Source organism: Brevundimonas sp. UBA7664 (assembly GCF_002483305.1).
Taxonomy (GTDB): Bacteria; Pseudomonadota; Alphaproteobacteria; order Caulobacterales; family Caulobacteraceae; genus Brevundimonas.
Window position 1 is genome coordinate 15,675 of the sequence record NZ_DLHQ01000064.1, and the last position, 21,161, is coordinate 36,835.

Here is a 21,161-nt window from a genome sequence, read left to right on the forward strand (position 1 = left end):
CTGGCCGCCGAAGGCTGCGAGTGCTGCAGGGACATGGCTGCGGCGCAGCCGTAAGCTGGTGCGACGAGATGAAGACCGACCCGGCCCCGGCCGAACCCGCTCCGCCAACCCCGGCTCCGTCGGGCACGCCCGCGCCTCAGGCTCCAGCTGACCACAACTGATCGCCCGGGTCTGGTCCGCCCCCGGTGAGTTTCTCGCCGGCGGCGAACCGGCGTCACTTCCCCGGCTCTCGTACGTCAGCATGCGCCCGCTCATCGGGGGACGGTGCGGCGGCCGCCACCCGGACAAAGCGGACGGTTTCGGCCTGGATTCTTGGTTCGGCGACGAACCCCGCCTTCGCGAACGCGACGTGTTGAGGCATTAGGGGTCTGGACGGATCCGCTCGCCACCATCCGTTCACAACCGCGGCTTTCGGCAGAATGCCGCCCACGATCCGTTCGATGTCCCGGAAGGTTAGATCCACTTCAATCCGCTTCTGGCGTCGAAGGAAGGATGCAAGGGGGTCGTATTTGGCCATCGGCGTGTTTTCCTCCCGCGACGTGACAGGTCAAGCCCAACGCAAAATCCGATCGGAGACGGACGGGTCGTCCGAACGCCGGGACATCCGGATCAGCCGCGGGTCGAGGAACACGGCGGAGCGCGGGCCGGGAGTTTCCAGCTCGAGAATGCGGGCGAGGCTCTGTCACGACGCGCCAGGGTGACGGCTCGAAAACAACGAACCCTTAGTCCGCGGCCGGCAGACGCCCGCGCTTTCGCGCGGGCGTCCCCCTTCAGCGGATCAGCAGCAGGGTCCGCCGTTGCAGCAGGCCGCGAGAAGCTCGCAGCAGGAGGCGGCGGCCTTGACCACCGAGTCGGGCGCAGCCGCGAAGGCAGCCGAGGCCGAGGTCAGCAGCCCGAGGGCCGCAAGCGAAAAGGCACGTTTCATTGTTGATCTCCATGGATCGGTTTTCTGAGAAAGGATGGTCGGTGGAGATCAGGCTCGAGGGGGCGGGTCCTCCGCTTCCGGATCGACCCCGGCGAGGGGATCGACCGGCGACCAGGGACGCGGGCCGGCGGCGGGCGTCACGGCCGGGATCGCGGCCGGCGTCGGAACGAGCCCGTGGCAGAGCACGGCGCACAGTCGGGCGCAGGTCATTTTCACGGGATCGCAGGGGCTGTCCGAGCCGGTGTCGTCGGCGGGCGCCATGGCCATCGCCATGGGCGCGGCCGGCGTCTGCCAGGCCATGACGGGGCTCGACGCGAACAGCAGGGCGAACACGGACAAAATGGCCGGCGCCCAGGCTGCGATTGTTCGACGTCCGGTCATGGCGTGCAAATCGTCCAGCGCAGCCCAAAGGTTACAACCGTCGCCGAGCGCACGCCAGCCATCATCTCTGCGCGCGACGCCATGCCTCGCGGGCCGGAGATCATATTTCCGGCCGAAACCGCACCGCCGGAGATACTGACAGAAATCCGGGGATCGGCATCCTCTCCGGCGGATCATCGGAAGCGGCGCCGCGGCTTGTTGATCCTCGACCTGGCGGGGGCATGCGGACGCGAGTGAACTTTGCCGCTCTCGGCCGCGCGTTTCAGATCGCGCAGCGTTCCCGCCATCGGATCCGCCACCAGCCGAGCGAGACGCCCCCGGGCGAAGGGAGCTGCGAGTCCCTTGATCCGCAAGCTGAACCGAACCCGGGTGTTCGGACCCTGTGGCTCGAGGTCGATCGCCATGTCGAGGCCGAGGACGCCGCCGACGCCCAGCCACCATGCGACCTGCTCAGGCTCGCGGAACGGACGCAGTTTTCCCGCCAGCCGCCATTGATGCGGCGTTCCCGCCCGGGTGGCGGCGGCGACGCCCAAGGTGACGAAATCCCGCCCTTCCTCGTCCAGGGTCAGTTGCATGGAGCGGTTCCACCGCGGATATCCTGGGATGTCGCTGAGGATCGCCCAGACATCTTGCGGGGACGCCTTGATTTCGATGTCGTGTTGAACGTCCATCCGTCGCAAATCCTGCCCGACCTCATCGGAGACCCATCCTTAGGCCAGTCGCGCCGTCAGTTGAATGGCCCCGCCCGGTTCTCGCAGTCGCACTCGCACCCACGGCGTCAGGCGCCGACCCGGCCTGGAAGAAGACGGCCAGGATCGCTACGCCGGCGCTGTTGCAGCGGGCCGAATCAGGACGTCAGAATGCGGCTTCACAGCTTTGAGCGTGGGCTCGTTTGCCCGGTCTGTCCCTCTTCGTTGTCGACGCCCCGTGCCGAGGTCCGCGTCCAGGACCGTGGGAGAAGTCAGCCTGATGATCGTGCGAGCCAGGCTGAACCTGATACTCCGCCGGGCTGGGGCCCGCCCGTCCTGTGGAGCTTCTGCCCCTCAGGGAGCGCGCCCGCGTCGGGGTCGCGTTCGACGCGAGTGCTCGCCGCATCGGATGCGGGGGTTTCCCGTGCAAGCGCCAGCGTATCGCTAATCTCGTCGCCGATGACCACTCCCTTGAATTGACGGCTGCGTGACTTGCGTCTTTCCGGCGTGATACGCAGCCGAAGGCATGATTGCCTGACCAGAGGCCCGGCCAAGGTCCGATCTCGTGTTTTTGAGTTGCGCAGTCCGCCGGCCGCCGATCTGCCACAAGCCCGGTGGGGCCATCCCGCAGCGCGTTCACAGATCGAGGCCGCGTCTGAGTTGATCGAGATCAACGCAGACGCATGAGAAGGCGCCTATTCTAGATTCTGATGAGCCAGGTTCGGAACGCCGAGCAGCCAGATCCGCGTGAAAACGCCTGCCGCCTGGCGAAAACGTCTTCAGATGACAGTATACCCTTCCTGAGTTTTCGAACGATCCTGCTTAGATCATAGGCCCAAGAGGTTTGAGTTTTCAGTCATTTTCACACGGCATACCGATTCCGCGCATTGACCCGTATATTAAGGACGGCAAATCATTGATTGGGTGTGATAGTGTGGCCTTGTCGCCAAGCTCTCGGAAAACTGCAGGAAGAGGACTTTATATCATGAGCTTTCGCGATATCGTTGTTGATGCGTGCCCAAAGAGCGACATACAGCGGACGCTGGAACTCTCGCGCCAAATGGCTATCGAGTTCGGAGCGAATCTGACCGTCGTTTCCTACGCCTGGCCGCGGACGTCCATTGTGGGCGACGTTTTGGCGGGGAACGCGCTCTCCGTCCAGGAGCAAACACGGGCGATGGAAGACGCTCTGGACGCCACGCGCAGGGCTTTCGACAGCGTGTTTGCGGCGAAACCGGCCGAGGTCGAGTGGTGCTCCGCCATTGTCGAGCCGACCGCGGCGCTGCTTGACCATCTACTCTCCGCAGATCTGTTCATCACCAGCGCGTCTCAGGAAAAAACCTGTGTCTCTCCGGATGCGGCTGAGCTTGCCTTGCGGTCAGGAACGCCCGTTCTTCGTCTTGGCCGGAACCTGACGACATGCCGCTTCCCCAGCGTCGTGGTGGCATGGAAGGACTGTTCGCAAGCTCGCCGGGCCTTGCATGATGCACTGCCCATTCTCAAGCGTGCTGATCGTGTGACGATCGTCGGGATTGGAGATGAGGTGTCCATCGACCGCCTTGAAGCGGTGGACGAACATTTGCGTCGTCATGAGGTGACCACGACCGGTCATCTGCATGTACCGCGGTCTGAAGGAGATATATGCGGCGATCTGCTCACCCAGGCACAGCGCGAGGGCGCAAGCCTGATTGTCGCCGGCGTTTATAGCCGTGGTCCCTTTGCGACGCGCGTGCTGGGCGGAATGACGCGCGAGATGCTGAAAAACACCGAGACATCCTGGTTCATGGCTCATTGATCGGGTCGTATCGAAACGGTGATATCGACGCTCGCGACTTCGTGCGCCTCCATCGCCTAGGCCTGTTCCAGTCGGCTCCGGGGGGATGCGGCCTGATATTCGCCGCGCCATCTCGAGCGAAGCCTGTCGCGAACACCGAAGACAAACACGCGCCGCTGAGGCTCCGAAACTCACAGTTGGAAACGACATCCGGAAGAAGTGTGATCCTTGAGAACCCGACTGCGCGAACCGCCTCGACTGAAGGCCGGCCGTTGCGGTCGCAGACACACCTTCGAAAAGGCAGTCCCCGCTTCGTCGACTGAGGCTGATCAAGACCTATGACGGCTTCCATGCCGCTCTCGACCTGCCCGCCCCTGCCCGGGCGAACCCTTTTCGTTGTGGTCTGCTGCCTGCCTGGATCCCTGTCCAGGACCGTGGGTGAAGTCAGCCTGGTGATCGTGGGAGCCATGCTGAGCCTGATACTCCGCCGGGCTGAGCCCCCTGCCCGTCATATGAAGCCTCGGCCCCTCAGGGGGCACGGAGGCGTCGCCGGGGTCGGATTCGACGGGAGGGCTCACCGCATCGGGCGCCCGGGTTTCGCCTCCAACCGGCGTATCGCGAATCTCGTCGCCCATGACCATTCCCCTGGAAATCGACTGCTGCCTGACCTGCGTCTTTCCGGCGCAATACGTAGGCGCGGGCATGGTTGCCTGACCAGAGGCCCGACCCACGTTCGATAGAGTGTTTTTGAGCTGCCGCGCCCGCCCGCAAGGCGTTGCTTCCCCGCTCTGAGGGCGAAGACTGTCATGATCGAGGCGGTGGAAATCAAAACGAACGCCGCCAAGCGTCGCGGAACCAAGATCGCGCGGGTCGCGCGAGACCTGGCCGGTTGCGGCTTCTATGTGAGGGACGCGCGGCTGCCCGACGACGTCCGCGCGGCGGCGAACCCTCGAGATCGCCCCTGAGGGCGCGCCGCCTTACCGGGAACGAGCCCCCGCGTGCAAGCTGGACGCTTGGGCGACTGGTCTCGATACGCGGTTGCTGCGTTTGACCTTGCCCGGGTTTGGCCACCCCCGGTCATCAAGCGGGTCATTTTGCGTACCTCTGAGCACACCGCTGCGGTTTATGAAGTGGGCGCTTAGCAAGATCATGAGCAACCGAGATGGCGTAACACGCGGAGGGGAACCTCAGCTTATGCCCGGGGTGCCCTTCAGGCGGCCTTGGGCCCGCAGCGGGAGCGCGCGCGGGTTTGGGTGAGATCCTCCAGGATCACGCAGTCAGGCCCCGGGCCGCCGACACAGGCGGCGTCGCAGTCATTCACCAGCTTGGCCAGATCGGCTTCCAGCGCCTTCAGTTCGGAGAGCTTGGTCTGGACGTCCTCCAGGTTCCGCCGCGCCAGATCGCGGGCGTCGAGGCAGGAGCGGTCGCCGTTCTCCAGCAGATCGACCAGGCTGCGCACCTGATCGATGGGAAAGCCCAGCTCGCGGCAGCGGCGGATGAAGGTCAGGCGTTTCAAGTCCGCGTCGGCATAGGTGCGATGCCCGCCGTCGCGGCGCTCGGCGCGGCGCACCAGACCGATCTCTTCGTAATAGCGGATCGTCGGCGGGTTGGTCCCGCTGCGCTTGGCGAGAGCTCCGATCGAGAGAGCACGGTCCATGTCGTCATCCGGAAAATAGGGCTTGAAGCTAAAGTTACTTGAAGTCCTACAAGGCGTCCAACGGGAACGACCTAACCGCCCGCGCAGGAGACTGAGACATGCTGTCGAAGGACGTTCCGATCGCCTGCACCCTCGGGGCCGGCGACTATCAGGCCCGGATGCGGTGGATCTCCGATCTCAACCAGCGCAGCCTTCAGAGCCATCGCCGGGACGACCTGACGCTGTCCGTCGACTATGAGGCCGGCGCGCTCGCCGATGTCGAAACCCTCGTCCGCCAGGAAGCCGCCTGCTGCGCCTTCCTGACCTTTGAGATCGAGCCGCGGCCCAAGTCGGTCCGTCTCGTCGTCACCGCGCCGGAAGACGCACGCCTCGCCGCCGACACCCTGTTCGAAGACTTTATCGCCTCGGGTCCGTCGATCCCGGCCCAAACCTGTGGATGCTGCTGATCATGACCTCCCTGAACCCCGGCGCGCCGTTGAACGCCGAGCCCGCCAAGGGCGACCCGAACCAGAAGGCGGTCGGCGTCGGCTCCATCGTCGCGACCTCGGGGGCGCTGCTCGGCTGCGCCGCCTGCTGTGTCGTGCCGCTGGCCTTCCCGGTGCTGGCCCTCGGCGCGTCCGGCGCGGTCCTGGCCTGGTTCGCGGGCGCCCATATGTGGATCAGCGGCCTCGCCTTTATGATCGTTCTGTCCGCCTGGGGCTGGCTGGCGTGGCGGACGTTCCGCCGCGGTCATCCGCTGGCGCGCTCGACCGTGATCATGATGACCGTCTCGACCCTCATGCTCGCCCTGGCGCTCGTCTGGCCCCGGATCGAACCCGATCTGATGGCGATGCTGCGATGACCCTCGAAACGACGCCGAAGAAGACGATCAGACCGCTCTGGGTCGTTCTCGGACTGGCGGGCGCCTGCGCGGTCTGCTGCGCCGTGCCGATCGCGGCGCTGGTGATGGGCGGGGCGACCCTGGCCGCCGCCGGCGTCGCCCTGAGCCAGAACTGGGACGCGATCGCCTGCGGGGCGCTGATGCTGATCGTTCTGGGCGCCGCCCTGGTGTTGATGCGGCCGAAGCGCCCGGCGCCGTCCTGCAGCGTGGACGGCGCTTGCGGCTGCAAGGAAAAGGCCTGAGACGTTCGGATGTCGGCGACCCCCCTCGGAGCGCCGCACGGCCGGGACCTGGGATGAGCACGTCTGAACTTCGCGACGGCCTCGAAGCACGACAGGTCTGGATCTACTTCGCCGCCGTGCTCGTCGCGGCCGTCGTCGGCCTCCTCATCCCGGGCACGGCGGTGCTGGAAGGAGCGATCAATCCGGCGCTGGCCCTGATGCTGTTCGTCACCTTCCTGCAGGTGCCGGTCGCGGCGCTCGGCCGGGCGCTTCGGGAACTGCGGTTCATGGGCGCCTTGCTGGCGGTGAACTTCATCGCCGTGCCCCTGCTGGTCCTGGGCCTGGTCCAGTTCCTGCCAGCCGATCCCCTGATCCGGCTCGGGGTGCTCATGGTGCTGCTCTGCCCCTGCATCGACTATGTCGTGACCTTCGCCCATCTGGGGAGGGCGGACGCCCGGTTGCTGCTCGCCTCGACGCCGGTCCTGCTGATCGCGCAGATGGCGCTGCTTCCAATCTATTTGCGCCTGTTCCTCGGCCCCGAGGCGGCGGCCTATGTTCAGCCGGGCCCGTTCATCCACGCCTTCGTCTGGCTGATCGCCGTCCCGTTCGCTCTGGCGGCGCTGGTCCAGACCTGGGCCGCCCGCAGCAAAACGGGCGAGCAGGTGTCGTCCGGCCTCGGTCTGGCCCCGGTGCCAGCGACGGCCCTGGTGCTGTTCATTGTCGTCGCCGCTGTCGTGCCGCAACTCGGGCAGACGCTCGACAGAACCCTGAGCGTCGTGCCGGTCTATGTCACCTTCGCCGTACTGGCGCCGCTCGTCGGATGGACCCTCTCGCGGCTCGCGCGTCTGACGTCCGAGGGCGGCCGCGCCGTGGCCTTCAGCGCCGGAACCCGCAACTCGCTCGTGGTTCTGCCGCTGGCCCTGGTCGTGCCCGGCGCCATCCCGCTGGTCCCGGCCATCATCGTCACCCAGACTCTGATCGAGCTTCTCGCTGAGCTCGCCTACATCCGGGTCATCCCCCGGTTAGGCGGTTCGGTTCCGATCAACGCGAAGGGCCAACGCTGACAGTCGCAGACGACCAACGACGCGGACCCCCCAAATCGGGAGTGTCGACACCTTATCTGGCCGTGGGCTCGCGGCCATCAATCGACACAGATGGCGGTCAAGCAGTGTCGTCCAAGGCCCTCGCCCCGGACAATCGACAGGCCTAGAGTGGAAAAGCGTAACCGTGAACTTTCAGCCGCAATCCACGAACTCATCGCGCCTCAACGAACGAGCGTCCGAAATGATTCAAACCCGCCCATCCCCGTCCCGCCGAGCCCTGATGCTCGCCCTTCCCGGCTTGGCCCTTCCCACCCTGGCCCTCGCCGCGCCGCCGAAGCGGATGACCGCCTACAAGACCCCCTGGTGCGGCTGCTGCGGCGGATGGATCGCCCACATGCGCCAGGCCGGCTGGACCGTCGAGGTCGTCGAGCGCGAGGACCTCGCGCCAATCCGGGCCCAGCACGGGATTCCTGACCGGCTCGCCTCCTGTCACACGGCGGTGGTCGGCGCCTACGCCATCGAGGGCCATGTTCCGGCCGGCGACGTCGACCGGCTGCTCAGCGAGCGCCCGGCCGCCCGGGCGTTGAGCGCGCCGGGCATGCCGGCGGGATCGCCGGGCATGGAGGCCGCCGGGCGCGAACCCTATACGACCGTCCTGATCCTCAACGACGGCTCCACCCGCGTGTTTGGCCGCCACAACGGCGCCTGATGAGGGGGGCCGCCGACCCGGCGCGGACATGGTCATGAAGGCGGATGACGCGGCGTCCAGCGCAGCAGCCGCATGGCGTTGGCGGTGACCAGAACCGTGGCCCCGGTGTCGGCGAGGATGGCGGGCCACAGGCCGGTCACGCCGATCACGGTGGTGACCAGGAAGACGGCCTTCAGCCCCAGGGCGATGGTGATGTTCTGGCGGATATTGCCCATCACGCCCTGCGACAAGGCGATCATGTCGGGGATGTCCCGCACGCGGCCGTGCAGAACCGCGGCGTCCGCCGTCTCCAGGGCCACGTCCGTTCCTCCGCCCATGGCGATGCCGACATCGGCCTGGGCCAGGGCCGGGGCGTCGTTGATGCCGTCGCCGACCTTGGCGACCACCAGACCCTCGGCCTGCAGGGCCTCGACGATGACCAGCTTGTCCTGCGGCAGCAGCTCGGCCCGGGGCTCGATGCCGAGTCCCGCGGCGACCGCCTCCGCCGTGCGGCGATTGTCGCCGGTCAGCATGATGGTGCGGACGCCCCGCGCTTTCAGGTCGGCCAGACCCTGGACCGCGTCGGGCCGCGCCTCGTCGCGCATGGCGAGGAACCCGGCCACCTCGCCCGCGGCGACCAGGACGGAGACCGTCTTGCCCTCGGCGTTCAGGGCGGCGATGGCCGCGTCCTGGGCCGGCGAGATCGGCGCACGGCGGGCCGCGGCCTGCGGCGAGCCGAGGAATATGCGTTCGCCGCCGACCTCGCCTTCGACGCCCTCCCCCGCAATGGCGTGGGTGGCTGAAGCCGGCGGCGCCACGATCGCGTCCGCGTCGGCACGCGCCAAGATGGCGAGGGCGAGCGGATGGCTCGATCCCGTCTCCAAGGCGGCCGCCAGCGTCAGCAGGGCCGAAGCGGTCCGCGTTCCGGCGACGACATCGGTGACGACGGGCTTGCCGGCCGTCAGGGTTCCGGTCTTGTCGAATGCGATCGCCGTGATCTTGCCGAGCGTTTCCAGCACGGCCCCGCCCTTCATGAGCAGACCGCGCCGGGCGCCCGCCGACAGGCCGGCGGCGATGGCGGCGGGGGTGGAGATGACGAGGGCGCAGGGACAGCCGATCAGAAGCACGGCGAGGCCCTTGTAGATCCATTCGCTCCACGCGCCGCCGAGCAGCAGTGGCGGCGCTGTCGCGACCAGGGCCCCGAACACGAGCACGCCGGGCGTATAAACCTTGGAGAAGCGGTCGATAAAGCGTTCGGTCGGCGACCTGGACTCCTGCGCCTCCTCGACCAGCCGCACGACCCGCGCGATGGTGTTGTCCGAGGCCGAGGCCGTCACGCGAACCCGCAGGACGCTGCCGCCGTTGATGGTGCCGGCGAACACGGGATCCCCGACCACCTTGCGCTTCGGCACGCTCTCGCCCGTCACGGGGGCCTCGTCGAGGTCCCCCGCGCCCTCGACGATCTCGCCGTCCGCCGGAACCCGGTCGCCCGGCCGGACCAGGATGATCGCGCCCACCTCCACGGCCTCGGCTGGGATTTCGCGGGTCACCCCCTCGATTTCGACGAAGGCGGTCTTGGGCACGAGGGCGGCGAGGCCCTGGATGCTCTGACGCGCGCGTCCGGCCGCCACCCCCTCCAGCATCTCGCCGATGAGGAACAGCAGGACGACGGCGGCGGCCTCCTCCTCCGCCCCGATGAAGACGGTGCCCACGGCGGCGATGGTCATTAGCATTTCGATGGAAAAGGGGGTGCCATGGCGCGCCGCCGAAAGCGCGCGCGACGCCACCGGGACCAGTCCCACGGCCAGGGCCGCCAGAAAGGCGTACCGTTCGATCGAGGGAAACAGGGTTCCCAGCCCGTAGGCGGCGAGCAGCGCCAGGCCGCAGAACGCCGTCAGACGCGCCTTCCCGGTCCACCACCACGGCCCGCCGCCGTCCCTGGCCACCCCCGGAGCTGGATCGGCCGGCGCCTGGACGGACCCTGCCGTGTGCCTGACGGCCTCCCCGTCATAGCCGAGGTTCCGGAGCTGCTGCAGGACCGCCTCGTCGGTGAGACCGCCCCCATGCCGAACCCTCAGCGCGCCCGTCTGGACCGCCACCGAGACATCCTCGACCCCCGGCAGCCTGCGGAGGGCCGTGTCGATCTTGCGGCCGCAGCCGGCGCAGTCCATGCCGCTGACCCGGTATCGGCTTTCGAGGGTTTCCGCGGTCATGGCTGCTCCTTGTGGTCGTGGACACCCATGGCTACCTCCTACAGTGACTGGAGATGCAAGCGAAAATGATCGGGTCATGACCACCAGCGGAAAGCCACGGGTCCCCTGGATCCGGGGGGGGCCGGACCGAGGTCTGATGACATCGCCTTGTCCCCATGACAGGAACGCTGAACCCTGGACGGCCCCGCAGGTCGAACGCGCGCTGGAGGCCGTCGCCGTGCGCCTGGCTGCTGCGGGAGAGCGGCTGACGGAGCCCAGACGCCGGGTGCTGGAGCTGCTGGTCTCGGCCGCCGGACCCGTGAAGGCCTATGACCTCGTGGCGAGATTTCACCCGGACCTTCGCGTCGCCAAGCCGGCGACGGTCTATCGGGCTTTGCAGTTCCTGGAGACGAAGGGCCTCGTCCATCGCCTTTCCACGATCAAATCCTATGTGTCGTGCGATCCCGATGGCCTCGCCCCGCCCGCGACCTTCCTTCTCTGCGAGTGTTGCGGCGCCTGCCGCCAGATCGCCTTGCCCCCGATGGCGTCTCTGAACGCGGCCGCCGCGGCCACGGGATATGCGGTCGAGCGGGTCACGCTGGAAGCTCAGGGACTCTGCGCGGCATGCCGTCCGCCGGAACCCGGCCAAGCCTGATCAGTCCGCCGCTCCGGGCAGCCTCAACGGGGGCCTTCCACCGGGACAGCGGCCCCGGCGGCCGCGCCGGAAAGAGCGTCCGACTCCCTGTTGAGCCGAAACAAGCCGGAGGGGTTGAGCCAGGTCTGAACGGGCCGGTCGAAGCCGTAGCGGAACACGGCCGCCGCAACGAAGGCGCCGAGGAAGCCGACCGCCCACAACGTCCAGCGGACGCCGGACGACGCGCCGTCCTGACCGACCGCCTCCAGAAGGCCGAACCAGACGATGCGGCTCACCTCATTGGTGAGGAACATGGCGAAGGACATCAGCGCAAGGTGCTCGACGAGGCGCGAGGGCCTCCGCACCGGCACGGCCCCCGCCGCCCAGATGATCACCGTCATCAGCCCCAGGGACACCAGGCTGAAGGGGCCGAACGCCTGGAGGCCGGCCAGGACGAAGGCGGCGGCGGCCCCGATCACCCCGGCCGTGCGCGGCGAGACATAGACGCGGGATCCATAAAACGCCGCCGCGACGCCCAGCAAGAAGAGCGGCAGGGCGCGCAGTATGCCGAACCACAGTGGCAGCCGGTAAAGGGGGTCGCCCAGCCACAGGATGGCGGCCTGATTGCCGACCACCAGCAGACCGATCGCGCCTAGCAGCGCCGTCAGGGGCGTCAGCCGCCACAGACCGCGGCAGATCCAGGGCAGCAGCAGGTAGCAGCCGATGAGAGCCGACAAGGTCCAGGTCGGCGCGTTCCAGCCCTGCCCGCCGGGCACGCCATAGGCCTGAACCAGCAGCACCTGAGCGGGCAGTTGCGACCAGTCGAACCACTGCGGATTGCTGGGCGCGACGCCCGCGAGCGCCGCGCCGCCGACGATCGCCACGAGGACGAGGATGACCATCAGATGAGCGGGAACGACGCGCAGGAGACGCTGGCGTGAATAGGCCCGAATGGACGCCTTCCCGGCCGCGAGCCGGTCTCCGTAGATGCGGGCCAGGACGTAGCCGGAATCGAGAATGAAAAAGTCGGTGAGCAGATAGCCCCGGTCGAACACCGGATGCAGCTGCCCCAGGGGCACCGGCGCGGCCTCGCGGAAATGATACAGGATGATCATCGCCCCGACGATGAACCGCAATGCGTCGAGCCAGCCGCCGCGAGCGATCCGCGGCGGCGTCGGGCCGGTCGAAGCGGTCGGCGCGCGGCTCATGCCAAAACCTATCCCGCGTTCGGGCAAGAAAACGTTACCGGAGCCGACGCCCACGTCCAGGTCCGGCCGTGAGAAGCGTTGCCTTTTAGGTTCTGACTTTCCACAATCCGCTTCCCCCGGAGGACGCCCATGCATCAGACCGTCGCGCCCGACCTTTTCCGCGTGCAGCGAATCCGCAAGGGGGTCTTGCTGATCGGAATCGTCGTCGCCGTCGGAGTCGCAGGGGTGAGCCGGACCATCGGCGGCCACACGCCTTTTCACGAATATCTTGAGGATTTCGGTCTGGCCGCGATCACCGTCTGCATCGTCGGCCGGGCCTGGTGCTCCCTCTATATCGGCGGCCGCAAGAAGGCGGAGATCGTCGATCGCGGACCTTATTCGATCAGCCGCAACCCGCTTTACATGTTCAGCTTCATGGGGGCGTTCGGCATTGGCGCGCGCACAGGCTCCATTGCCCTGGCTTGCGCCTGTCTGCTGATCGCGGTGATCGTGTTCCGGTCGACCGTGAGCCGGGAGGAGCGCTGGCTTCGCGCGACCTTTGGTGAGATCTACGCGGCCTATGCAGCCCGCACGCCCCGCTTCTGGCCGAACGTCTCCCGGTGGCGCGATCCGGATGTCCTGGAAGTGCGGCCCGGCTTCTTCCTGACCACGCTTCGCGACGGTCTGGTCTTCCTGCTGGCCGTCCCGGTCTTTGAATCGGTGGAATACGCCCAGACCGCAGGCTGGGTCGCGGCCCTGATCCGCCTGCCCTGATCGGGGCCCCTCCTTTCTTGCCGGCCCGCCACGAAGCGCGCCCGCCGGCCGCAGGACGCGGACGGCGGTTGGGAGCAGCGGCGGTCCGCCTGACGCCTATCGCGCGGCGGGCAGGAGGCCGGAGATCATGTTGGAGAGGCCCTCGAGGCTGCTGTCTTCGGCAAGCCGGCCGTTGACGAGAAACATCGGGGTCCCGGTGACGCCGCCCGCCACCGCCGCCTCGACGCCGGCGTTCAATGCAGACTGGGTGGCGGCGTCGTTCATGCAGGTTTGCAACTCGGCCGCCGGCCGCCCGGCTTTCGCCGCGCCCTGACTCAGCCAGACGTTGGGGTCGCCGCCGGCGCGCAAGGCCGGCTGACCGTCCATCAGCGCCTGGGCCACGTCGAAATAGGCCTCCGGGACCGCGCAGCGCGCCATGGCCGCCGCGGGGACGGAGAGTCCCTCGGGCGACGTCGGCAGATCGCGGAACACCAGCCTCACCTGGCCGGTGTCGATGAAGCGGGCTTTCAGGGCCGGGAGCACGGTCTGGTGCCAAGCGGCGCAGTGCGGGCAGGTGAAAGAGGCGTATTCGATCACCGTGACCGGCGCGTCGGACCGGCCGAGAACGCGGTCCTGGGTCTGGACGACCGCAAGCGCCGCCCGCGCCTGTTCGGGCGCGGCTTGCGCCCATGCCGCCGGCGCGGTGAACATCAGGAGGCCAAACGCGATCAGAATGGGACGAATGGTCATGGGCTCAGCCCTCCAGCAGGGGGTCGATGGCGGCGGACAGCGCCTCCAGCGATGAATCGGCGATCTTGTCGCCATTGACGAAGAAGGTCGGCGTGCCGGTCACGCCCGCGTCGAGCCCGGCCTTGATGCGCTGCTCCATGGCGGCGATGGCCTCGGGGTCGCTGATGCAGGCCTTGAACTGCTGCTGGTCAAGCCCGGCGGAGGTGGCGATCCGCTGAAGACTTTGACTGGGAGGCGTGCCGGCCTGCCATTCCGTCTGACTGGCCATGACCTCGTCGATCACGTCGAAATACTGCCCCTCGCCGGCGCATCGCGCGATCAGGAACCCCGCGACGGCGACCGCCTGGGGCGCGGTCGGGAATTCGCGGAAGACGTACCGGACCTTGTTGGTGTCGACGTATTTCGCCTTGAACCGAGGCCAGACCTCCTTCTGCCAGGCGGCGCAGTGACCGCAGGTCACCGAGGCATATTCGACCACGGTGACCTTGGCGCCCTCGGCGGCGCCGAGGGCCATGTCGCCTTGCGCAGGCGTGATCCCGGCGGAACCGCCGCAGGCGGACAGGGAAAGGGGCAGGGTCAGGGCGGCCCCGGCCGCGGTCAGGCCGAGCGCGCGCCGGCTGAGGCCCGACGACAGGACGGCTTTCAGCTTGAGCATTGTTTGTCTCCTCACGGACAGGGTCAGGGCCGGGGATCCGGCACGACCCGATGATGGGAACCTGGCCCGACGCCGCGAACCTGCCGCGGCAGGGGCGTCCGGGTGCGAAAGACGCCGCCCTCGGGAGCGAGCGTCCATTGTCCGCGGGTCAGAGACGGGGCGGCGGGTCTTCGGCGTCGGTTCGGGACGCCAGGGGGGCGTCATCGACCAGGCCGTAGCGCGTCTCGTTCGGTCTGGCGGGGATCAAAGGGTCGGGCCCCGCCGGCGGGAGGGTCTGGCAATGGATGACGCAGGATCGGAGGCAATGCGGCTCAGCGGCTTCCGGTGCCGGCGCGACAGGAGCGGACACCTCCGCGCGCGCGCCGATCCGATCACAGGCCGAGGCGGTCTCCCTGGCGGTAGCCGCACCGGACGCGAACAGCACCGCGAACACCGCCAGGAGGACGGCGCCGGCCAGGACCAGGCGGCGATAAGCGCTCATCCCGCATCCATACGCTCTCGTCGCGCGGAATGTTACGCCCTTTCGGCCGCCTCGCCTGCCCGGTCCAACGGTCTGGCGCGCGGCCGGGGTCATGTGGCGGCGCGACCGGACGACGCGGTCGGACGGCGCTCGCCGCCGGCGGCGAGGATGCGGTCGATCCGGGCTTTTTCGACGCGGAAGGCGGCGAGGTCGGAGGCGGCCAGACCGGGACGACGATTCGAGGTGACGCCTGCCGGGTCCACCCGCTGGCCCCGTTTCCAGACTTCATAGTGTAGATGCGGCCCCGTCGATGCGCCTGTCGAGCCCACGTAGGCGACCACCTGGCCCTGGCGCACCCTCTGACCCGCGCGCAGGCCGGGCGCGAAACGGGACAGGTGCGCATAGCCCGACTCCAGGCCGCTGGGATGCCGGATGCGAACCCAGTTGCCGTAACCACCCCAGCGCCGCGCCTCGACCACGACACCGTCGGCGGGGGCGCGCACGGGCGTTCCCATGCCAGCGGCCAGATCGGTGCCTTCATGTCTCTTGCCGATGCCCGAGATCGGATGGCGCCGCGGTCCGAAGGCGGAACTGACCCGCATCCTGTCCAGCGGCGCGCGCATGACATCGGTTCGCACATTCATGCCGGCGGCGTCGAAATAGCCCGCCTCGCGCGCGCCCGCGGGCTTGAACCGATAGAGGGCCCGGCCCTTCATCGCTACATACAGCAGCTCGCCCGTCTCGATCGTGCGCCCGCCATCCGTCACCGTCCGGTCGAACGCCAGGGCGAAGCGGTCTCCGGCCTTCACGCCACCGGGGGTCCCGATCAGTTCGGCGACGGCGCGAGAAACCTGAGCACTGGCGCCCGTCGCGCGAAGGGACGACGCCAGGGATCCCTCGACCTCGCCCCTGGCGACCCGCGTCTCCCGCATGACGGTTTCCTCGAGCGACCGAAGGCGCAGCGCCCCGTCGAAGGTCCGCGAGACCGTCAATTGGCTCACCGGGCCGGTTCGAAGCGTCAGACCGATGAGGTGGCGATCGCCGCGCGGGGTGCGATGCCGCGAGATGGCCGTCTCGAAGCGTTGACCGGGCCGGAGGTCGCGCACGTCCAGAGCGCGCCCAAGGGTGTCGATCAGCGTTCGCGTTTCTCCCGCCCCGATCCCTGTGCGCTGCACCGCCTGTTCGAACGTCTCACCCTTGCGGATCTCCACGGGAACCGATTCCGGAATCGTCAGTCCGGCCGGCGCACCCGCGCTCGCCAAGGCCTTGGCCTCGAGAACCCTTGCCTGTGCAGGCGACAGCGTGACCGCGGCCTCGGCCGTCACCGGCGGCTGGACCCGTCCCGCCAACAGCGCCACGGTCATCGCCGCCGCGGCGGTCAGGACGTACGGCGCGAAGCGCGCTGGCCGAGTGCGGGGATCGAATTGAGACATGGATTCCAGGGCGGCGGCGACGCGGCGACGCGTCCGGAAACTTGCAGGGCCGGGGCTCCGAGGCGCAGCGCGCGCGATCAGCGCAACGTCATCGCGGCCTGACTGAGCCAACCCCAAACAATATTGCCCCGGACCGCTTGTCATTCAAGCACTTGCGGGTGCAGGGCCGGGGGCCACATCGTCGCACCATGCGCCCTCGGCGGCGGACCTGGACCGTTTGCCGGCCACAGGCGTCAGGACCTGACGTCCGTTTGCGTGGCGTCCTCGTGGCGCGCGAGCAAGATCCTCATCCGGATGATCTCGGCTTCCTGGGCGGCGATGATTTCGCGGGCGAGGCTTTGCACGTCCGCGGCCTCGCCGTGCTCGACGGCGATTTTCGCCATGGCTACGGCGCCTTCATGGTGTGCGATCATGCCGCGAAGGAAATCAACGTCGGCGTCGCCCGTATAGGCGATGGCCATGCCCTGGTGCATCCGGTCGCTCGCTTCCCGATAGGCCTGCGTCGAGGGAGCCTCCCCCGGCGTCGCGCCCTGGGGCGGATGAGCAGCGACATCCCGGGCCGATGACGGGGGCGCCGCCTCTGACGCAGTCCGCGACCGTCCCGACAACATGCCAAAGGCGAAGGCCGACAGCGCGAGGAAGATTGCGATGACGGAAACCCAGCCGATCCGCTTCATGACGTTTTTCCCTTCGGCTCTGGATCTGGGGCGGCGGCCACGCGGTCCAGGGAGCCGGCGCGGCGGGTCGGGTTGCGGTAGCCGAGGAGCCTGAGGGCATTGAACACGACCAGAAGGGTCGAGCCCTCGTGCATCGCCACGGCGGGTCCGATGCCAAGTCCGAAGATGGTGGCGGGCACGAGGAAGGCCACCACCCCAAGGCTGACGACGAGGTTCTGCAGAATGATGCCGCGAGTCCTGCGGCTCAGACCCACAGCGAACGGCAACTGCGCCAGATCGTCAGACATCAGGGCGACGTCGGCGGTCTCCAGGGCGACATCGGAACCGGCCGCGCCCATGGCGATGCCCACGGTTGCGGTGGCCATGGCGGGCGCGTCGTTCACGCCGTCCCCGACCATGGCGATCTTGCCCTCGGCGCGCAGTCGTTTGATGGCCTCTACCTTGTCCTCAGGCATGAGGTCGCCCCAGGCTTCGGACAGGCCGACCTGGCTGGCGATCGCCTGGGCCGCCTTCTGGTGGTCTCCGGAGATCATGATCATCCGCGACACGCCCAGGGCGCGCAGGGCCTCGAGCGTGGTGCGCGCCGCCGCTCTCGGCGTGTCCAGCAGGCCGATCACGCCAAGGTCGCGTTCGCCCCGGCGCACGACCATCAACGTGCGGCCCTCCAGCCGGAGCCGCGTCACGGCCGCCTCCGCCTCCTTGCCGAGGGGAGCAACGCCGTCGACGCCGAACATCTCGGGCTTGCCTATGAGGATCGTCGCGCGCTCGAGCCGAGCCGTGACCCCCTTCCCGGTCAGGCTCTTCAACTCCGACGCCGCAGGGATCGCCGCGCCCTTGAGACGCTCCACGCCGTCGCGCACGATGGCTTCCGCCAGGGGATGGTCGCTCAGCCGTTCCACGGCGACGGCGGTCATCAGCACATCTGTTTCGCTTGCGCCGCCCGAGGGCACGATGTCCGTAATGCGGGGTCGCCCTTCCGTCAGGGTGCCGGTCTTGTCGAAGGCGATGGCGTTGAGCGAGCCGAGGTTCTCAAGCGGCGCGCCGCCCTTGATCAGGACGCCCGCCCGGGCCGCCCGCGCAACGCCGGAGAGGACGGCGCTGGGCGTGGCGATGGCGAGGGCGCACGGGCTGGCCGCCACCAGAACCGCCATGGCCCGGTAGAAACTGTCGCGGAACGGCTCGTCGACCACGACCCAGGCGAAGAGCAGGACGAAGGCGAGGCCGAGGACCAGGGGGACGAAGATGCGTTCGAAGCGGTCGGTGAACCGCTGGGTCGGGGATTTCTGGGTCTCCGCCTCGCTGACCATGCGAACGACCTTTGCCAGGGTCGTGTCGGTGGACTTGCGCGTCGTCTCGATTTCGATCGAACCTGCTCCATTGATGGTGCCGGCGAAGACGATGGAGGCAGAGCCGATCTGGGCGGGTCGCGCCCGGGCCGCAGCGGCGTCGGGGACCGGCTGCTTGTCGACCGGCATGCTTTCGCCGGTGACCGGGGCCTGGTTGATGCTTGTCGCCCCGACCACGACGAACCCGTCCGCCGGCAGCCTTTCGTTTGGCCGGACGACGACCGTGTCGCCGACATCGAGCGCCTCGACCGGCAGTTCCACAACCTTGTCGCCGCGGCGTACATGGGCCGTGCGGGGCGCGAGGTCGGCCAGGGCCTCGATCGCGCGTTTTGCGCGACCCATGGCGTAGTTCTCAAGGGCGTGGCCGATGCTGAACAGGAAGAGGAGCAGCGCGCCCTCCGCCCATGCTCCGAGCGCCGCCGCGCCGGCGGCGGCCACAAGCATCAGCGTGTCGATCTCGAAGCGCTTGTTGCGCAGGTTTTCCAAGGCCTCGCGGAGCGTGAAAAAGCCGCCGAAGCCGTAGGCAAGCACATAGAGCGCGAGAGGCAGCCAGGGCGGGAGGCCGGAAGCGAGCTTCTCCAGTCCGAAACCCAGCGCCAGCGCTCCGCCGCTCGCCAGGGCGAAGATCACCTCGGTGTTCGGCCCGAAAACGCCGCCATGCGCATGGGGATCGGCGCCCGCCTTCTCGCTCGAATGGTCGTGGCCGTCGCCGGCTTGATGGTCTGTACCTGACGGGATCATTGGACCAGCTCCTCATTGTCTTCGGTGCGAGCACCGTCTCGCAGGATTTCCACCCCGTCCCCGACTGCGATGGCCGCTGCGCGGACGTCGAAATTCACGCTCGCCGCGACCGGTGCAAACAGCGGGCACGCGCGGCCGCGACAGGATCGGCCCTGTCGGCGGCGGCGGGAAGAGCCGAACGTCGCGGCAGCGCGCACATCGACGCCGCCGTGCTTCCGGAGAGAACTCACGATGAGGATCCTGCGCTGGCGATCAGCGATGTCCTTTTGCGGCATCGCCCGTTCCTCGGGCATCCTTGGCCCCTCCTTCTTCGATCTGCACTGTGGCGTGATCGATGCCATGGACAGCCTTCATCTGTTCGAGAACGCTCAGGCGCACCGTTTCAAAGACCTGACCCTCCATCAGCGACACGTGGACGGACCCGTTCACATCGTCGCTGCCGGTTCCCCACAGGTGGAGGTCGTGAACCTCGGCCACCCCGGGCACGCCGGCGATGGTCGCTCGCACCGCTGGAAGCGACAGCCCCTTGGGCACGCCCTCAAGCAGGATATGCGTCGTGTTTCTCAGCAGGACCCAGGTCCGCGGCAGAACCCACAGCCCGATCCCGATCGCCACGACAGGGTCAACCCATGTCCAGCCCATCAGCATGATCAGGACGGCTCCCCCAATCACGCCGACGGAGCCCAGCATATCGGCCCAGACCTCCAGATAGGCGCCTTTCATGTTCAGGCTTTTCGCCGCGCCTGAGGCCAGCAGGCGCATGGAGATCAGATTCACCACCAGGCCGAGCGACGCCACCACCAGCATCCCGAAGGAGCCCACCGGCTCCGGGTTCAAGAGACGCAGCACCCCTTCATAGAGGACGTATCCCGCTACGAGGAACAGCAGCACCGCGTTGAAGGCAGCGGCGAGGATCTCGAAGCGACGGTATCCGAATGTGCGAAGATCGTCGGCTGGACGCTCCCCGATCTTGATAGCGGCAAGCGCGATGGCCAGCGCAGCGACGTCGGTGAGCATATGCGCCGCGTCCGAGAGCAGGGCGAGGCTCTTGAACACCACCGCGCCCACGACCTCGGCGACCAGAAACGTCCCCGTCAGGACCAGGGCCCAGGTCAGCCGTCGGCTGCTGGCGCCTGCGCCATGCTCGTGACCTTTGCTCATGCCTCGTCTCCATGAGAATGGCTGTGATCGTGGTTTTTCCCGGCGTGGGCCCTGACCGATGCGGGGTCGCTGTCAGCGCCGCCCGTGCAAGGTTCAAGCGTGGCGTGGGCGATCGTAAAGTCAGTTTTCAACATGGCCCGAATACGGGTCTTGGTCTCTTCGAAGGCCGCTATCGATCCCGTGTCGGGGACGATGTGCGCCTCCAGTGACCGGGTGTGTTCATCCAGACTCCAGACGTGAACATGGTGGAGACTTTTGACGCCGGAAACGGCGGCGACAGCCGCCACGATCCGATCATATTCAAGGTCGTCGGGCGTCGCGCCCATCAGGATGCGGATCGTCTTCGGCAAAAGCGAAAAACCCTGCCAGAGCACATAGGCGGAGATCACCAGGGTGATGATGAGGTCGGCGACATAGAGATCGTACAAGAGGATCAGCACCCCGGCGACGATCACCCCCAGCGAAGCCAGGGCGTCCGAAACATTGTGCAGGAAGGCGGCCTTGATGTTCAGGCTGTTCTTCGAGCCGGCGTGGACCAGAACCGCGGTCGCGACATCGATCACCAGAGCGATTCCGGCCACCCAGATGACGATCCAGCCGTCGATGGGTTGGGGATTGATGAAGCGCGAGACCGCCTCGTAGACCAGGTACAGGCCGACGATGATCAAGGTCGTCAAGTTGATCAGGGCGGCGACAACCTCGGCCCGGCCGTAGCCGAAAGTCATCAGCTTGTCGGCGGGCCGCCGCCCGATCTTGCGTGCAAACAGAGCGAGCGCGAGGGACGCGGCGTCGTTGAGATTGTGAAGGGCGTCGGCGATGAGGGACAGCGAGCCCGAGACCACCCCACCTATAATCTGGGCGACCGTGAGAAGGACGTTGACCGCCACGGCGGCGATCAACCGGCCGTCAGGCAG

24 protein-coding genes are annotated in these 21,161 nt (G+C 67.7%); 9 read left to right on the forward strand and 15 right to left on the reverse strand.

Going from position 1 to position 21,161, the window contains the following annotated elements; translation table 11 throughout:
* Positions 1-214 precede the first annotated feature (214 nt).
* The 4 genes from B2742_RS14920 to B2742_RS14935 form a co-directional block, all read right to left on the reverse strand.
* Positions 215-517, reverse strand: coding sequence for a DUF7662 domain-containing protein (locus B2742_RS14920; protein ID WP_292067846.1), 303 nt, complete (start codon positions 515-517; stop codon positions 215-217).
* Positions 518-778: 261 nt separating this feature from the next.
* Complete coding sequence (locus tag B2742_RS14925) at positions 779-925, reverse strand: hypothetical protein (RefSeq protein WP_292067848.1); 147 nt, start codon at positions 923-925, stop codon at positions 779-781.
* Between the two features lie 48 nt (positions 926-973).
* The gene (locus B2742_RS14930; RefSeq protein ID WP_292067849.1) at positions 974-1,306 is read right to left on the reverse strand and encodes a hypothetical protein; all 333 of its coding nucleotides are present in this window, start codon (positions 1,304-1,306) and stop codon (positions 974-976) included.
* Between the two features lie 173 nt (positions 1,307-1,479).
* Entirely contained in the window at positions 1,480-1,977 is a 498-nt protein-coding gene (locus B2742_RS14935) for an SRPBCC family protein (protein ID WP_292068019.1), read from the reverse strand.
* A 1,003-nt stretch (positions 1,978-2,980) separates the two neighbouring features.
* Here B2742_RS14935 and B2742_RS14940 point away from each other — a divergent pair.
* Both B2742_RS14940 and B2742_RS14945 read left to right on the forward strand, forming a co-directional pair.
* Complete coding sequence (locus B2742_RS14940) at positions 2,981-3,790, forward strand: universal stress protein (RefSeq protein ID WP_292067851.1); 810 nt, start codon at positions 2,981-2,983, stop codon at positions 3,788-3,790.
* A 785-nt stretch (positions 3,791-4,575) separates the two neighbouring features.
* Entirely contained in the window at positions 4,576-4,734 is a 159-nt protein-coding gene (locus B2742_RS14945; protein WP_292067853.1) for a hypothetical protein, read from the forward strand.
* Between the two features lie 245 nt (positions 4,735-4,979).
* Here the strand turns inward: B2742_RS14945 and B2742_RS14950 are convergent, their stop codons facing one another.
* Positions 4,980-5,426 (reverse strand): MerR family transcriptional regulator, encoded by a 447-nt coding sequence (locus B2742_RS14950; RefSeq protein WP_292067855.1) that lies wholly within the window; start codon positions 5,424-5,426, stop codon positions 4,980-4,982.
* A gap of 98 nt (positions 5,427-5,524) precedes the next feature.
* Here B2742_RS14950 and B2742_RS14955 point away from each other — a divergent pair, with 98 nt between their 5' ends.
* The 5 genes from B2742_RS14955 to B2742_RS14975 all read left to right on the forward strand — a co-directional run bounded on the left by B2742_RS14955 (position 5,525) and on the right by B2742_RS14975 (position 8,279).
* Positions 5,525-5,872 carry a hypothetical protein gene (locus B2742_RS14955; protein ID WP_292067857.1) on the forward strand — a complete coding sequence of 116 codons (348 nt, stop codon included), beginning with the start codon at positions 5,525-5,527 and terminating at the stop codon, positions 5,870-5,872.
* Between the two features lie 2 nt (positions 5,873-5,874).
* Positions 5,875-6,267 (forward strand): hypothetical protein, encoded by a 393-nt coding sequence (locus B2742_RS14960; protein WP_292067859.1) that lies wholly within the window; start codon positions 5,875-5,877, stop codon positions 6,265-6,267.
* Entirely contained in the window at positions 6,264-6,548 is a 285-nt protein-coding gene (locus B2742_RS14965; protein ID WP_292067861.1) for a hypothetical protein, read from the forward strand. Before B2742_RS14960 ends, B2742_RS14965 begins: the two co-directional genes overlap by 4 nt.
* Positions 6,549-6,601: 53 nt before the next feature.
* Positions 6,602-7,591: an arsenic resistance protein gene (locus tag B2742_RS14970; RefSeq protein WP_292067863.1), complete on the forward strand. Its 990-nt coding sequence runs from the start codon at positions 6,602-6,604 to the stop codon at positions 7,589-7,591.
* A 259-nt stretch (positions 7,592-7,850) separates the two neighbouring features.
* Entirely contained in the window at positions 7,851-8,279 is a 429-nt protein-coding gene (locus B2742_RS14975; RefSeq protein ID WP_292067865.1) for a DUF411 domain-containing protein, read from the forward strand.
* Positions 8,280-8,311: 32 nt separating this feature from the next.
* On the opposite strand, the gene B2742_RS14980 is transcribed toward B2742_RS14975, so the two are convergent.
* Positions 8,312-10,471, reverse strand: a complete 2,160-nt coding sequence (locus tag B2742_RS14980; RefSeq protein WP_292067867.1) for a heavy metal translocating P-type ATPase — start codon at positions 10,469-10,471, stop codon at positions 8,312-8,314.
* A 217-nt stretch (positions 10,472-10,688) separates the two neighbouring features.
* Between B2742_RS14980 and B2742_RS14985 the strand changes: the two genes are divergently transcribed.
* Positions 10,689-11,105, forward strand: a complete 417-nt coding sequence (locus tag B2742_RS14985) for a Fur family transcriptional regulator (protein WP_292067869.1) — start codon at positions 10,689-10,691, stop codon at positions 11,103-11,105.
* A gap of 23 nt (positions 11,106-11,128) precedes the next feature.
* On the opposite strand, the gene B2742_RS14990 is transcribed toward B2742_RS14985, so the two are convergent.
* Positions 11,129-12,292 (reverse strand): acyltransferase family protein, encoded by a 1,164-nt coding sequence (locus B2742_RS14990; protein ID WP_292067872.1) that lies wholly within the window; start codon positions 12,290-12,292, stop codon positions 11,129-11,131.
* Positions 12,293-12,421: 129 nt separating this feature from the next.
* On the opposite strand from B2742_RS14990, the gene B2742_RS14995 reads away from it, so the two are divergent.
* Positions 12,422-13,045, forward strand: a complete 624-nt coding sequence (locus tag B2742_RS14995; RefSeq protein WP_292067874.1) for a methyltransferase family protein — start codon at positions 12,422-12,424, stop codon at positions 13,043-13,045.
* A gap of 96 nt (positions 13,046-13,141) precedes the next feature.
* Here the strand turns inward: B2742_RS14995 and B2742_RS15000 are convergent, their stop codons facing one another.
* From B2742_RS15000 to B2742_RS15035, 8 genes are all read right to left on the reverse strand, one after another.
* On the reverse strand, positions 13,142-13,774 hold the full coding sequence (locus B2742_RS15000) for a DsbA family protein (protein WP_292067876.1): 633 nt from the start codon (positions 13,772-13,774) through the stop codon (positions 13,142-13,144).
* Positions 13,775-13,778: 4 nt separating this feature from the next.
* Complete coding sequence (locus tag B2742_RS15005; protein ID WP_292067878.1) at positions 13,779-14,429, reverse strand: DsbA family protein; 651 nt, start codon at positions 14,427-14,429, stop codon at positions 13,779-13,781.
* A gap of 570 nt (positions 14,430-14,999) precedes the next feature.
* Complete coding sequence (locus B2742_RS15010) at positions 15,000-16,322, reverse strand: peptidoglycan DD-metalloendopeptidase family protein (RefSeq protein ID WP_292067880.1); 1,323 nt, start codon at positions 16,320-16,322, stop codon at positions 15,000-15,002.
* Positions 16,323-16,555: 233 nt separating this feature from the next.
* Positions 16,556-16,999, reverse strand: coding sequence for a CopM family metallochaperone (gene copM, locus B2742_RS15015; RefSeq protein WP_349681137.1), 444 nt, complete (start codon positions 16,997-16,999; stop codon positions 16,556-16,558).
* Positions 16,996-19,086, reverse strand: coding sequence for a heavy metal translocating P-type ATPase (locus B2742_RS15020; protein ID WP_292067883.1), 2,091 nt, complete (start codon positions 19,084-19,086; stop codon positions 16,996-16,998). The genes copM and B2742_RS15020 overlap by 4 nt, the downstream gene beginning before the upstream one ends.
* On the reverse strand, positions 19,083-19,379 hold the full coding sequence (locus B2742_RS15025; protein WP_292067886.1) for a hypothetical protein: 297 nt from the start codon (positions 19,377-19,379) through the stop codon (positions 19,083-19,085). The genes B2742_RS15020 and B2742_RS15025 overlap by 4 nt, the downstream gene beginning before the upstream one ends.
* Positions 19,339-20,247: a cation diffusion facilitator family transporter gene (locus B2742_RS15030; protein WP_292067889.1), complete on the reverse strand. Its 909-nt coding sequence runs from the start codon at positions 20,245-20,247 to the stop codon at positions 19,339-19,341. The genes B2742_RS15025 and B2742_RS15030 overlap by 41 nt, the downstream gene beginning before the upstream one ends.
* A complete protein-coding gene (locus B2742_RS15035; protein WP_292067891.1) occupies positions 20,244-21,146 on the reverse strand; it encodes a cation diffusion facilitator family transporter in 903 nt (300 codons plus the stop codon). The genes B2742_RS15030 and B2742_RS15035 overlap by 4 nt, the downstream gene beginning before the upstream one ends.
* Positions 21,147-21,161 lie beyond the last annotated feature (15 nt).

Coding starts and splice junctions, on each gene's coding strand:
- B2742_RS14980 (WP_292067867.1), bottom strand. CDS start 10,471: ATGACCGCGGAAACCCTCGAAAGCCGATACCGGGTCAGCGGCATGGAC.
- B2742_RS14940 (WP_292067851.1), top strand. CDS start 2,981: ATGAGCTTTCGCGATATCGTTGTTGATGCGTGCCCAAAGAGCGACATA.
- B2742_RS14950 (WP_292067855.1), bottom strand. CDS start 5,426: ATGGACCGTGCTCTCTCGATCGGAGCTCTCGCCAAGCGCAGCGGGACC.
- B2742_RS14925 (WP_292067848.1), bottom strand. CDS start 925: ATGAAACGTGCCTTTTCGCTTGCGGCCCTCGGGCTGCTGACCTCGGCC.
- B2742_RS14935 (WP_292068019.1), bottom strand. CDS start 1,977: ATGGACGTTCAACACGACATCGAAATCAAGGCGTCCCCGCAAGATGTC.
- B2742_RS15005 (WP_292067878.1), bottom strand. CDS start 14,429: ATGCTCAAGCTGAAAGCCGTCCTGTCGTCGGGCCTCAGCCGGCGCGCG.
- B2742_RS15025 (WP_292067886.1), bottom strand. CDS start 19,379: ATGCCCGAGGAACGGGCGATGCCGCAAAAGGACATCGCTGATCGCCAG.
- B2742_RS14975 (WP_292067865.1), top strand. CDS start 7,851: ATGCTCGCCCTTCCCGGCTTGGCCCTTCCCACCCTGGCCCTCGCCGCG.
- B2742_RS14930 (WP_292067849.1), bottom strand. CDS start 1,306: ATGACCGGACGTCGAACAATCGCAGCCTGGGCGCCGGCCATTTTGTCC.
- B2742_RS15000 (WP_292067876.1), bottom strand. CDS start 13,774: ATGACCATTCGTCCCATTCTGATCGCGTTTGGCCTCCTGATGTTCACC.
- B2742_RS14920 (WP_292067846.1), bottom strand. CDS start 517: ATGGCCAAATACGACCCCCTTGCATCCTTCCTTCGACGCCAGAAGCGG.
- B2742_RS14960 (WP_292067859.1), top strand. CDS start 5,875: ATGACCTCCCTGAACCCCGGCGCGCCGTTGAACGCCGAGCCCGCCAAG.
- B2742_RS14995 (WP_292067874.1), top strand. CDS start 12,422: ATGCATCAGACCGTCGCGCCCGACCTTTTCCGCGTGCAGCGAATCCGC.
- B2742_RS14965 (WP_292067861.1), top strand. CDS start 6,264: ATGACCCTCGAAACGACGCCGAAGAAGACGATCAGACCGCTCTGGGTC.
- B2742_RS15030 (WP_292067889.1), bottom strand. CDS start 20,247: ATGAGCAAAGGTCACGAGCATGGCGCAGGCGCCAGCAGCCGACGGCTG.
- B2742_RS15010 (WP_292067880.1), bottom strand. CDS start 16,322: ATGTCTCAATTCGATCCCCGCACTCGGCCAGCGCGCTTCGCGCCGTAC.
- B2742_RS14970 (WP_292067863.1), top strand. CDS start 6,602: ATGAGCACGTCTGAACTTCGCGACGGCCTCGAAGCACGACAGGTCTGG.
- B2742_RS14945 (WP_292067853.1), top strand. CDS start 4,576: ATGATCGAGGCGGTGGAAATCAAAACGAACGCCGCCAAGCGTCGCGGA.
- copM (WP_349681137.1), bottom strand. CDS start 16,999: ATGAAGCGGATCGGCTGGGTTTCCGTCATCGCAATCTTCCTCGCGCTG.
- B2742_RS15020 (WP_292067883.1), bottom strand. CDS start 19,086: ATGATCCCGTCAGGTACAGACCATCAAGCCGGCGACGGCCACGACCAT.
- B2742_RS14955 (WP_292067857.1), top strand. CDS start 5,525: ATGCTGTCGAAGGACGTTCCGATCGCCTGCACCCTCGGGGCCGGCGAC.
- B2742_RS14990 (WP_292067872.1), bottom strand. CDS start 12,292: ATGAGCCGCGCGCCGACCGCTTCGACCGGCCCGACGCCGCCGCGGATC.